The following is an 11,722-nucleotide window of genomic DNA, read 5'->3' on the forward strand; positions in this document are numbered from 1 at the left end:
GTGCGGGGCCTCCCGTGCGCGGCTCTGTCACGTCAGGGGCACTGCTTCTGTTACGCCAGGTCGAAGCGGACCTCTCGGGTGGCCGGATCGGCCTGGGTCAGGCGTACCGAGACCTGCTCGCCCAGGGGGAGCGGGCCGTCGCAGCGGGCGATCACGGCCGGGTCGGCGATCTGGACCTGGCCGCCCTCGCGGCGCTCGTCGACGTCGATCACCATCGCGTCGAACGCCTGGCCGACGCGATCGCGCAACAGGAACGCCTCCACCAGGTCCACGCAGGCGCGCTCCACCGCGCCCGCGCGGCGGCCGGTCCCGGCCATGATGTCCGGCAGGCCCGTCAGCGCCTCCGCCACGTCCTGCGGCACTGGCTCGCCCGCGGCGATCGCCAGGCAGATCTCCGTCGCGTAGCGGTCGACCAGGCGCCGCAGCGGCGCCGTGACGTGCGCGTACGGCGCGGCCACCGCGGCGTGCTCGGCCAGCTTCGGCGGCTCCCCGTTGAAGGCCACGTAGCCGGCCCCGCGCAGCAGCACCCTCGACTCGTGCAGGAACGCCGCCTGCTGCGCGTTCTTCGGATCCAGGTCGTGGACCACGTCGCCGTAGGAGGCGCCGGCGGGCCACGGGACGCCCAGCGCGTCGGCCACCCGGCGTACCTTCTGCAGGTCGCCGGAGCGCGGCGCCGGGAGCACGCGCAGCACGCCGATCTCCGCGTCGAGCATCATCGAGGCCGCCGCCATGCCGGTGAGCAGGGAGATCTGCGCGTTCCACGCCTCGGCGGGCAGCGGCAGCCGGTATTCGAGCCGGTAGCCGTCGCCGTCCGGCACCACCTCCTGCTCCGGGGTGGGCAGGGTGACGCCGCCGCGCTCGCGTTCGAGTTCCAGTCGCAGCCTGCCGATCTCGGCCAGCAGACCGAGCGTGCCGCCGGCGGTGTCAGTGTCGATCGCCGCCTGCACGTAGGCGTAGTCGAGCCGCTCGCGGCTGCGTACCAGGGCCCGTTGTACGTCGGCGCCGACCGTGCGGCCCTCCGCGTCCAGGTCGATCCGCCACACGGCGGCCGGGCGGGTCACGCCGGGCAGCAGGCTGGCCGCGTCCTCCGACAGCACCTTCGGGTGCAGCGGCACCTTGCTCGCGGGCAGGTAGACGGTCTCGCCCCGGGTGCGCGCCTCGGCGTCGATCGCGCCGCCCGGCCGCACGAACGCGCCGACGTCGGCGATCGCGTACCAGACGCGGTAGCCGCCGCGTAGCCGCTCGAGGTGGACGGCCTGGTCGAGGTCCATCGAGCCGAGCGGGTCGATGGTGACGAACGGCAGCTCCGTCATGTCCTTGCCGCCGAACCTGGGCACCGACGCCACCCAGTCGGCCTCGTCCAGCACGGCTCTCGGGAACTCGCCGGGCAGCCGCTGCTCTCGCCGGATCCGCTCGAACCCGTCGTCGAGGCGGGCGGGGACGTCGCTGGGTACCCGGATGTTCGTCACAAGAGCAACCTATCGTCACAAGCTCCTCGGCCTGATCCGCTCCCGTTTCTCGGCCTGATCAGTGTGCGTGGCGTCAGGCGGGGCGTCTTGGCGAGGCCGTGGAGCCGATGCGCGGTCATGCCTTGCCGAGCGCCTCCAGCAGGCGGTTGAGGGGGGTGTCGAGGCCGTACTGGTCGGCCAGGCGTACGAGGGAGTCCGGGTCGCGGGGCTTCTGCGGGAGCGTCAGGTCGGTCTCGGGCAGCGGCGCGTCCGAGGCGACCGCCACCACGGCGGGGGCCACCCGCAGGTAGTCGCGGGCGGCGGCCAGCTTGGTGCGGCTGCCCGCCGGGAAGCCGTCCGTGGCGCCCGCTTCGAGGGCCTCGAGCAGCGCGCCGAGCGAGCCGAACCGGGTGATGAGCGCGGCCGCCGTCTTCTCGCCGACGCCCGCCACGCCCGGCAGGCCGTCGCTGGGATCGCCACGCAGGGTCGCGAAGTCGGCATAGGTGCGGCCGGGAATGCCGTACTTGTCCGCCACGAACGCCTCGTCGACCGTCTGCAGGTTGCGGATGCCCCGCACGGTGTAGAGAACGCGCACCGGGCGGGCGTCGTCGACCAGCTGGAACAGGTCGCGGTCGCCCGTCACGATGTCGACCGCCCCGCCGGCGCGATGGGTCAGCGTGCCGATCACGTCGTCGGCCTCGTAGCCGGGCGCCTCCAGCCGGGCGATGCCGACCGCGTCGAGCACCTGCTCGATGACCGCGATCTGCGGCACCAGCGCCGCGGGCACCTCCTCCACGTCGCCGTGGGCGACCCGGTGCGCCTTGTACGTCGGGATGGCGGCCACCCGGAAGGCGGGGCGCCAGTCGGCGTCCATCGTGGCGACCAGCTCGGTGGGGGAGTGATGGCGCACGAGGGTGGCGATCATGTCGATGAGGCCGCGCACCGCGTTCACCGGCGAGCCGTCGGGCGCGGTGATCGACTCCGGGATGCCGTAGAAGGCGCGGAAGTACAGCGACGGGGTGTCGAGAAGCATCAGCACCCGCCTATGGTCGCACCCCCGCAGGTCGGCCGCCCACTCCCAGCCCGGACTTCCCCCGCTCAGCTCTCGCCCTGCCCTCCGCCCAGTCCCACCGCGAGGAGGCAGGCGTCGTCCTCCGGGTTGGGGCCGCCGATGCCGGCCAGCAGCCGGTCCAGCCCGGCGTCCAGGTCGCGGCCCGGCAGCTCGCAGGCGGCAGCCGTGGCCAGCGCCAGGCCCTCGTCGATGTCGCGGGTGCGCCGCTCCACCAGCCCGTCCGTGAACAGCAGCAGCACGTCCCCGTCGCGCAGCCGCGTGGTGGCCAGCCCGTACGGCTGGTCGGTGGCGCCGAGCAGGACGCCCTTGGGCTGGCCCAGCGGGCCCGCCACGCCGTCGCGGACCAGGATCGGCGCCAGGTTGCCCGCCTGGCTCCAGGTGAAGACCCGGCTCGCGGTGTCGAGGTGGCCGATCACCGCGGTCGCCGTGGTCTCGTGCAGCCGGTGCATGACCAGCTCGTTCAGCCAGGCCAGCAGCTGGTTCGGCGGCTCGCCGGTCATCGTCAGGCCGATGAGGGCGTGGCGGAGCTGCGCCATGTGCGCGATGGCGGGCAGGCCGTGCCCCGAGACGTCGCCGATCGCCAGCAGCACCCGGCCGTCGGGCAGCGCCGCGGCCTCGAACCAGTCGCCGCCCAGGTTCGAGGTCTTCTCGGCCGGTACGTAGCGGACCGCGATCCGGGTGCACGGCAGATCGAGGCAGCCGACCGGCTCGGGCAGGATCGCCTCGCGCAGCGCCAGCATCACGTGGCGCTCCTCGGCCGCCTTCTCGCGGGCCTCCAGCAGCTGACGGCGCGACTCCGACATGATGCGCTCGGCGCGGCGGCGGCCGGTGATGTCCTGGACCACGCCGTGCACGCCCTCCGGGCCGCCGGGCGCCATCAGCGGCTCCAGCACGACCCGTACGTTGCGCAGCTCGCCGCCCCGCCGGATGCGGAACTCGGCCTGCACCGGCTCCACGCCCTGCACGACGCTCCACAGGAGTTGGTCGAGCGCGCCCAGATCGCCGGGCTCGACGTGCGCCGCCAGGTCGGGCAGGCGGATCGGCCCGTCCTCCCGGTCCCGCCCGAAGATCAGGTAGACGTGGTCGGACCAGGTGGCCACCCCGGTGTGGAGGTTCCATTCGGCCCAGCCCATGTTGCCGAGGCGTTCGGCGTGCGCCAGGCGTACGGCGAGCATCTCGGCGTCGCGCTCGGCCGCGGGCGGCTCCGCGAGTCGCCGGACCAGGTCGGCCGCACTCATCGGGCGGCGCTGGTGGTTACCCCAGACGTCGACCATGAGCCTCTCTCTCGAAACGCGGGTGGAAGGGGACAATTGACACCACAGTACGTGATCGTCTATGGGCGGAGTGTAGCCATGGCTTACCGCGTTGTGAGAGCTTTTCGCGGATTTTAGGAGGAGCGGTCCGAGTAGATTGTGCCTGTGACGTCATCAGACTTGTATCCCGTGTCCCGGCTGGCCGCCGTCCAGGAGGCCACCGCGAAGTCCGGCCTCGACGCCCTTTTGCTCACCCCGGGCCCCGACCTGCGCTATGTGAGCGGCTACGACGCCAAGCCGCTCGAACGGCTGACCTGCCTGGTGGTTCCCGCCGCCGGCGAGCCCTACATGATGGTGCCCCGGCTCGAACTGCCCGCCGCGCAGGCGTCGCCCGCCTCGCGGCTCGGCCTGGACTTCGTGGCATGGGACGAGACCGACGACCCCTATCGCATCGCCGCCTCGCGGCTCGGCCGGGTGGCCAAGGTGGGCCTGGCCGACCGGATGTGGGCGATGGCGTCGCTGCGCTTCAGCGAGGCCATGCCGGAGACCGAGCAGACACTGGCCGGGAGCGTGCTGCGCGAGCTGCGGATGCGCAAGTCGCCGGCCGAGGTGGCCGCGCTGCGCGAGGCGGGGGAGGCGATCGACTCGGTGCACCGGCGGGTGCCGGAGTTCCTGCGGGCCGGGCGCACCGAGCGCGAGGTCGGCCGGGACATCGCCGAGGCGATCCTGGCCGCCGGGCACGAGACGGTCGACTTCGTCATCGTCGCCTCGGGCCCCAACGGCGCCAGCCCGCACCACGAGGTGTCCGACCGGGTGATCCAGGCGGGCGAGCCGGTCGTGGTCGACATCGGCGGGCAGTTCCACAGCGGCTACTGCTCCGACTCCACCCGCACCTACTCCGTGGGCTCGCCGCCGGCCGACTTCGCCGAGTACTACGAAGTACTGCGCCGGGCCCAGGACGCCGCCTGTGCCGCCGTACGGCCGGGCGTGCCGTGCGAGTCGATCGACGCGGCGGCCCGCGACCTGATCGCCGAGGCGGGTTATGGCGACTACTTCATCCATCGCACCGGGCACGGGATCGGCGTGGAGACGCACGAGGAGCCGTACATCGTGGCCGGCAACGCCGAGCCGATGGAGCCGGGCTTCGCCTTCTCCGTCGAGCCGGGCATCTACCTGCCCGACCGGCACGGTGCGCGCATCGAGGACATCGTGGTGTGCACCGAGACGGGCGGCGAGCGGCTGAACGTCACCTCCCGCGAACTGGTGATCGTCTGACCGTCCGGCCTCGACCATGCCCTCTGGGGTCGTCCGGGTTCGGATTCGAAAGGGAAAACAGTTATCGCCCCTTCGCTGCACGTTTGCGGCGAACGAGGGGTATCAGGAGCCGCCGGGTTGAGGGGTGGGCTGACAAGGGACGGAAAGAGGGGCTGGCTGACAAGTGGCGGAAAGGATGGCTGACAGGGCGGCCCGAACGGTGGATGCTGAACACGGTGGATGACATGGGGGTGACAGTGCGGCGTGACTGTGGGGGGTGATGCGGCCGTGTCCTTGCCTTGATCAAATGTGGGTGATCATGTGAAAATTCGCCAGTAGCGGCAGAATGCCGGTTTGGGGGGTCGTCGCCCATGATCCGCATGCCGATCGAGCGGCTCTAGGATGCCGGACGACGAGTTGAAGGAAGCGTACGAGCTGGGCCTGGCGTGCGCGCTCGCCGCGGAGTGCGGCAGGGATCTACGTCGTTGCGCCCAGATGTACGGCGGGCTGTTCCCGCCGGCGGCCTTCGACTCCGACTTCTACACCGCGCTGGCGCTGACCGGCGCCTTCAGCGCTCCCTGGGCCACGTCCGAAGCGCTCAAGATCGTCAACCGGACGTCGCTGTGGGTCTCGGCCGTCGACCGTCTGGTGGACCACACGACGACGACGCGTTCTCAGGTGGAGGCCCTGGCCCGCGACTGTCTGGCCGTGGCCGACGGCGCGGCGCCGCGGGCCGCGGTCTCCCGCTTCCTGGCCGACCTGCGCGACGAGCTGGCGACGGTCAAGGACTTCGAGGTCCTGCACCCGCTCTGGCGGGACCAGCTGGGCGGCATGTTCGAGGCGATGGCCAGGGCGTGGGTGTGGCGCGACACCCGGGCCGTCCCCACCTTCGCCCGTTATCTGGACAACGCCGACAGCCGGGGGTCCTGCTTCGTGGACCTGTCGCACTGGATCTACGCGGGCGACGAGTGGGCCAGACGTCATCTGGAGGAACTGCGGGCCGTCAGCGCGCATGTGCAGCGCTATCTGCACCTGCTGGGCGATCTGGCCTCCTACCGCAGGGACGTCAGCTGGGGCGACCTGAACGTACTGATGCTCGGCGTCAGCCATGCCGAGGTCGCGGACGCGATGGGGGAGCTGGCGCGCGAGGCGCTGGAGTTGCTCAAGCCGGTACACGAACGCAGTCCGCGCACGGCCGCCTACCTACGGCGACAGATCGGGTTCAACGCCGGTTTGCACGGTATTTCCGGCTAGGCCCTCTGAAGCCGTTACGGTCTCGCAACCTCCCATGACAAGGACCTTTACCCTTCGGTGAAACGGAGGCGAATAACTGGTCTAGATGCGACAAACCATGACATATTGATTCCTGAGGATGATTGTGGCTTGAGTGGAATATGTGGCGTTGCTAGGGTGTCTCGATGCCAGGCACGTGGTTCGACCTTTTCTCTGCGCCTTGACAGGTTCTACTGACCACGGCTCCTCAGGGCGGATTTGTGCATGCGCGGCACGGCCGCGGAGGGATGTACAGGCGGTGCTGGATGGACTTCGGTCGCTCTGATCGATGGCGGTTGCCGACCGCGATCAAGATTCTGATCGCGGGCGGGTTCGGCGTGGGCAAGACCACCATGGTGGGCGCGGTCTCCGAGACCCGTCCCCTGCGGACGGAAGAAGCGCTCACGCATATCGGCGTGGACATCGACGACCTGTCGGGCGTCGAGGCCAAGCCGACCACCACCGTGGCGATGGACTTCGGCCGGATCACGATCCGCGACGACTACATGCTGTACCTGTTCGGCACGCCCGGCCAGGAACGCTTCTGGTTCGTCTGGGACGAGTTGGCGATGGGCGCGCTCGGGGCGGTGGTCCTGGCCGACACACGGCGGCTGGCCGACTCCTTCCCGGCCATCGACTACTTCGAGCGGCGCGGGCAGCCGTTCGTGGTGGCGCTCAACTGCTTCGACGGCGCGCGCCCCTTCACGGTCGGCGAGGTACGGATGGCGCTCGGCCTCGAACCGGAGATCCCGATCGTGCGCTGCGACGCCCGCAGGAAGGATTCCGGCCGGGAAGTGCTCATCACGCTGGTCGAGCACGCCATGCGCCAGGGAGCCACCCCGGTCGGGACCATGTCGTGACCATCACCGGCTACCTTTGACCGATGGAGGAGATCGACCGCCAGATCGTCACGCTGCTCGCCAGGGACGGCCGGATGAGCTTCACGGATCTGGCCAGGGAGACCGGGCTCTCGGTCTCGGCGGTGCACCAGCGGGTGCGCCGGCTGGAGAAGCGCGGAGTCGTACGCGGTTACGCCGCGATCATCGACTATGACGCGATCGGGCTGCCGATGACCGCGTTCGTGTCCATCAAGCCGATCGACCCCGCGGCCCCCGACGACGCGCCTGAGCGGCTGGCCCACCTGGCCGAGATCGAGGCGTGCCACAGCGTGGCGGGCGACGAGAGCTACATCCTCAAGGTGCGCGTCGCCACGCCGCTGGCGCTGGAGGAGCTGCTGCAGCACATCCGCGCGTCGGCGAACGTCTCCACGCGCACCACTGTCGTGCTGAGCACCCCCTACGAGCACCGGCCGCCCGAGGTGGCGGGCGACGGCGCCGGCGAGCCGGCGCCCACTCCGGCTCCCCCCGCTTGACGACGTAGTCTGCGACATCGTCCACTGTTCGGCATTGCCGAACTGCGCTACGGTGTGGGCGTGGGAGAGACTATCCAGTCCGTCGAACGGGCCGCCGGCATCCTGAGGCTGCTCGCCTCCGGCCCGCGCGAACTGGGCGTGGCCGAGCTGGCCCGCGCGATGGGCCTGCCCAAGGGCACCCTGCACGGCATCCTGCGCACGCTCGTCCATGTCGGCTTCGTCGAGCAGGACGCCGCCACGGGCCGTTACCGGCTCGGCGGCACGCTGCTGCACCTGGGCAGCAGCTACCTCGACGTCAACGTGCTGCGCACCCGCTCGCTCAACTGGGCCGACGCGCTGGCCGGGCGCAGCAGGGAGAGCGTGTGGATCGGCACCGCGCACGAGGGCGGCGTCCTGGTGGTCCACCATGTGTTCAGGCCCGACGACAGTATGCAGGTCCTGCAGGTCGGCACGCTGCTGCCCGCGCACGCGACCGCGCTGGGCAAGGTCCTCCTGGCGTACGACCCGTACGGCGACGCCGCGGCAGGTGGCGAGCCCGCCGCCGAGGGGTTGGCCGCCTTCACCCCCAAGACCCTCACCGGCGCCGACGACCTCGCCAAGGAGCTGGAGCTGGTCCGCGGCCGTGGGTGGGCCTGCGACGTGGAGGAGCTGGTCGAGGGCGAGGTCTCCATAGCCGCTCCCATCCGGGACGCGCGCGGCGTCACCGTCGGCGCCATCGGCGTCAGGGGCGCGGTCGAGCGGCTGGCCGAGGGCGGCGAGCCGAGCATCACGATCGTCTCCTACGTCCGCGACGCCGCCCGCGCCATCACCCGCGACCTGAGCCGGTGACGTGTTGACACGCCCGGCCCGGCCGCAGCTAGGATTTGACAACCGTTCGGCAATGCCGAACACATCGAAGTGAGGAAGCCGTGCCTGGACCGCATTACGTCGCCGCCATCGACCAGGGCACCACGTCGAGCAGGTGCATGGTGTTCGACCAGGACGGCCGGATCGTCTCGGTGGCGCAGCGGGAGCACCGGCAGATCTTCCCCCGGCCCGGCTGGGTCGAGCACGATGCCGCCGAGATCTGGGACGCCGTCCAGGGCGTGGTGGCCGAGGCCGTCACCGGCAGCGGCATCGACTTCGGCCAGCTCGTCGCCCTCGGCATCACCAACCAGCGCGAGACCACCGTCCTGTGGGACCGCCACACCGGGCGCCCCGTGGCCAACGCGATCGTCTGGCAGGACACCCGTACCGACGCCCTGGTCCGGTCCCTGGCCGGGCACGAGCAGCTGTTCCGCGAGCGGGCCGGGCTGCCGCTGGCCACCTACTTCGCCGGGCCGAAGATCCGGTGGCTGCTCGACGAGACCCCCGGCCTGCGGGAGCGGGCCGAGCGCGGCGACGTGCTGTTCGGCACCGTCGACAGCTGGCTGATCTGGCGGCTGACCGGTCGCCACGTCACCGACGTCACCAACGCCAGCCGGACGATGCTGATGAACGTCCGCACCCTGAGCTGGGACGACGAGCTGCTCGCCGCGCTCGGCGTGCCACGCGCGATGTTGCCGGAGATCCGCCCCTCCGCCGAGGTCTACGGCACCACTGACGACGGCGTGCCGGTGGCGGCGGCGCTGGGGGACCAGCAGGCGGCCCTGTTCGGCCAGACGTGCTTCGGCCCGGGCGAGACCAAGAGCACCTACGGCTCCGGCAGCTTCCTGCTGATGAACACCGGCACCGAGCCCGTCGCCTCCAAGCACGGGCTGCTCACCACCGTCGGCTACCAGATCGGCGACGCCCCCGCCACGTACGCGCTGGAGGGCTCGATCGCCGTCACCGGCTCGCTCGTGCAGTGGCTGCGCGACAACCTCGGCCTGATCTCCACCGCCGCCGAGATCGAGACCCTCGCGGGCACCGTCGAGGACAACGGCGGCTGCTACTTCGTTCCCGCGTTCTCCGGCCTGTTCGCCCCTCACTGGCGTTCCGACGCGCGCGGGATCATCGCCGGGCTGACCGGGTTCGTCACCAAGGGGCACATCGCGCGGGCCGTGCTGGAGGCGACCGCCTGGCAGACGCGCGAGGTGGTCGACGCGATGAACGCCGACGCCGGGCTCGCGCTCACCTCACTGCGCGCCGACGGCGGCATGACCGCCAACAACCTGCTCATGCAGATCCTGGCCGACGTGCTCGCGGTGCCGGTGGTACGGCCGATGGTGTCGGAGACCACCTGCCTGGGCGCCGCCTACGCGGCCGGGCTGGCCACCGGCTACTGGCCCGATACCGACAGCCTGCGGGCCAACTGGCACAAGGCGGCCGAGTGGCGGCCGAAGATCGGCCAGGACGTCCGCGACCGCGAATACCGCAACTGGCGCAAGGCCATCGACCGCAGCCTCGACTGGAGCACGCCATGACCACGACCGCCTCCCGCGCCGAGACCCGCGAGGAGCTGTCCAGGGGCACCTACGACCTGCTGGTCATCGGCGGCGGCATCCTCGGGACCTCCGTCACCTGGATGGCCGCCCAGGCGGGCCTGCGGGTCGCCATGGTCGACGGCGGCGACTTCGCCGGGGCCACCTCCAGCGCCTCCTCCAAGCTCGTCCACGGCGGCCTGCGCTACCTGCAGACGGGCAATGTCAAGCTGGTCGCCGAGAACCACCGCGAACGCCGGGCGCTGGCCGGCGACATCGCCCCCCACCTGGTCAAGCCGCTCTCCTTCGTGGTGCCGGTCTACCGGGGCGGCCCGCACGGCGCCGCCAAGCTGGGCGCGGGGGTGTTCCTCTACTCGGCGCTGTCGGTGTTCGGCGACGGGCTCGGCCGGGTCATCACCCCGCACCAGGCGCTGGCCAGAGTGCCCGCGCTCCGCTCCGAGGGGCTGCGCGCCGCCGCCGTCTACGGCGACCACCAGATGAACGACAGCCGGGTCGCGGTGATGACCGTGCGCGCCGCCGTCGACGCGGGCGCGGTCGTGCTCAACCACGCCGAGGTCGTCGGCCTGCGCGAGAGCGGCGGCACGGTCTCGGGAGCGGAACTGCGCGACCGGCTCGACGGTACGGAGTTCGGCGTAGGAGCCGGCCTCGTGCTGAACGCCACCGGCCCGTGGGTGGACCACCTGCGGCGCATGGAGGACCCCGGGGCCGCGCCGAGCATCCGCCTGTCGAAGGGCGCCCACCTGGTCATGCGCCGCCACGAGCCGTGGAAGGCGGCCCTGACCACCCCGATCGACAAATACCGCGTGTCCTTCGCCATCCCGTGGGAGGACCACCTGCTGCTCGGCACCACCGACGAGGCCTACGAGGGCGACCCCGCCGATGTACGCGCCACCGACGCCGATGTGGCCCAGATCCTCGACGAGGCGGGGCACGCCGTACGCGAGTCGCAACTGCGGCGCGAGGACATCACCTACGCCTTCGCCGGGCTGCGCGTGCTGCCGGGCGGCCCCGGCGGCGTGTCGTCGGCCAAGCGGGAGACGGTGCTCAGCCGGGGCAAGGGCGGCATGCTGTCGGTGGCGGGCGGCAAGTGGACCACCTACCGGCACATCGGCAAGCTCGTCCTGGACATGCTCGCCCACCTGCCGGGCCACCCGCTCGGCGACGACCTCGCGGCCATCCTGCCCGCCATGCCGCTGCCCGGCCTGGCCAGCCCGGACGCCGTCGCGATGCGCCTGTGGACCGACCGCGAGCCGGGCACCCGGATGGACCCGCTGGTGGCCCGCCATCTCGCCTCGCACTACGGCTCGATCGCGTTCGACCTGGCCCGGCTCATCCGCGACACGCCCGCGCTGGGCGAGCGGATCCATCCGGACGGGCCGGACATCTGGGCGCAGGCGGTCTACGCGCGCGACCACGAGTGGGCGGCGACGGTCGACGACGTCGTACGGCGCCGCACCACCCTCACGGTCCGCGGCCTCGACACCCCGGAGGTCCGCACCCGCGTCGAGACGCTCCTCACCGGCGGCCCGGTTCCCGCGTCCTGACCACCGCCGCGCCCTGATCACCGCCCGGGCCCGTCACCGCCAAGGCCAGCTCCGAAGGCCCGCCCCCAAGGCCCGCTCCGAAGGCCCGCCCCCAAGGCGCCCACC

The 11,722-nt window shown here is 71.7% G+C and carries 10 protein-coding genes; 7 read left to right on the forward strand and 3 right to left on the reverse strand.

Features of this window, described 5'->3' with window-relative positions; translation table 11 throughout:
• Window positions 1-50: 50 nt before the first annotated feature.
• From AB0H88_RS28410 to AB0H88_RS28420, 3 genes are all read right to left on the reverse strand, one after another.
• Window positions 51-1,469, reverse strand: a complete 1,419-nt coding sequence (locus AB0H88_RS28410; RefSeq protein WP_357649582.1) for an RNB domain-containing ribonuclease — start codon at window positions 1,467-1,469, stop codon at window positions 51-53.
• A gap of 115 nt (window positions 1,470-1,584) precedes the next feature.
• Complete coding sequence (locus AB0H88_RS28415) at window positions 1,585-2,481, reverse strand: 5'-3' exonuclease (protein WP_357649992.1); 897 nt, start codon at window positions 2,479-2,481, stop codon at window positions 1,585-1,587.
• Between the two features lie 65 nt (window positions 2,482-2,546).
• Window positions 2,547-3,794, reverse strand: coding sequence for a SpoIIE family protein phosphatase (locus AB0H88_RS28420; RefSeq protein WP_357649584.1), 1,248 nt, complete (start codon window positions 3,792-3,794; stop codon window positions 2,547-2,549).
• Window positions 3,795-3,938: 144 nt separating this feature from the next.
• Between AB0H88_RS28420 and AB0H88_RS28425 the strand changes: the two genes are divergently transcribed.
• The 7 genes from AB0H88_RS28425 (at window position 3,939) to AB0H88_RS28455 (ending at window position 11,617) form a co-directional block, all read left to right on the forward strand.
• Entirely contained in the window at window positions 3,939-5,048 is a 1,110-nt protein-coding gene (locus tag AB0H88_RS28425) for a Xaa-Pro peptidase family protein (RefSeq protein ID WP_357649586.1), read from the forward strand.
• A gap of 381 nt (window positions 5,049-5,429) precedes the next feature.
• Complete coding sequence (locus AB0H88_RS28430) at window positions 5,430-6,281, forward strand: terpene synthase family protein (RefSeq protein WP_357649588.1); 852 nt, start codon at window positions 5,430-5,432, stop codon at window positions 6,279-6,281.
• A 284-nt stretch (window positions 6,282-6,565) separates the two neighbouring features.
• Window positions 6,566-7,159 (forward strand): ATP/GTP-binding protein, encoded by a 594-nt coding sequence (locus AB0H88_RS28435; protein WP_225291242.1) that lies wholly within the window; start codon window positions 6,566-6,568, stop codon window positions 7,157-7,159.
• Between the two features lie 23 nt (window positions 7,160-7,182).
• Window positions 7,183-7,671: an Lrp/AsnC family transcriptional regulator gene (locus AB0H88_RS28440; protein ID WP_357649590.1), complete on the forward strand. Its 489-nt coding sequence runs from the start codon at window positions 7,183-7,185 to the stop codon at window positions 7,669-7,671.
• A gap of 60 nt (window positions 7,672-7,731) precedes the next feature.
• Complete coding sequence (locus tag AB0H88_RS28445; protein ID WP_357649592.1) at window positions 7,732-8,499, forward strand: IclR family transcriptional regulator; 768 nt, start codon at window positions 7,732-7,734, stop codon at window positions 8,497-8,499.
• 80 nt (window positions 8,500-8,579) lie between these two features.
• Window positions 8,580-10,055: a glycerol kinase GlpK gene (gene glpK / locus AB0H88_RS28450; protein WP_357649594.1), complete on the forward strand. Its 1,476-nt coding sequence runs from the start codon at window positions 8,580-8,582 to the stop codon at window positions 10,053-10,055.
• Window positions 10,052-11,617 carry a glycerol-3-phosphate dehydrogenase/oxidase gene (locus tag AB0H88_RS28455; protein WP_357649596.1) on the forward strand — a complete coding sequence of 522 codons (1,566 nt, stop codon included), beginning with the start codon at window positions 10,052-10,054 and terminating at the stop codon, window positions 11,615-11,617. The genes glpK and AB0H88_RS28455 overlap by 4 nt, the downstream gene beginning before the upstream one ends.
• The last annotated feature ends 105 nt before the right edge of the window (window positions 11,618-11,722 follow it).

This window comes from Nonomuraea sp. NPDC050680, from assembly GCF_040654555.1.
Lineage (GTDB): Bacteria > Actinomycetota > Actinomycetes > Streptosporangiales > Streptosporangiaceae > Nonomuraea.

What these genes read in the sequence shown, in the direction of transcription:
- AB0H88_RS28415 (WP_357649992.1), bottom strand. Translation starts at nt 2,481, where the DNA reads ATGCTTCTCGACACCCCGTCGCTGTACTTCCGCGCCTTCTACGGCATC.
- AB0H88_RS28420 (WP_357649584.1), bottom strand. Translation starts at nt 3,794, where the DNA reads ATGGTCGACGTCTGGGGTAACCACCAGCGCCGCCCGATGAGTGCGGCC.
- AB0H88_RS28430 (WP_357649588.1), top strand. Translation starts at nt 5,430, where the DNA reads ATGCCGGACGACGAGTTGAAGGAAGCGTACGAGCTGGGCCTGGCGTGC.
- AB0H88_RS28435 (WP_225291242.1), top strand. Translation starts at nt 6,566, where the DNA reads ATGGACTTCGGTCGCTCTGATCGATGGCGGTTGCCGACCGCGATCAAG.
- AB0H88_RS28440 (WP_357649590.1), top strand. Translation starts at nt 7,183, where the DNA reads ATGGAGGAGATCGACCGCCAGATCGTCACGCTGCTCGCCAGGGACGGC.
- AB0H88_RS28455 (WP_357649596.1), top strand. Translation starts at nt 10,052, where the DNA reads ATGACCACGACCGCCTCCCGCGCCGAGACCCGCGAGGAGCTGTCCAGG.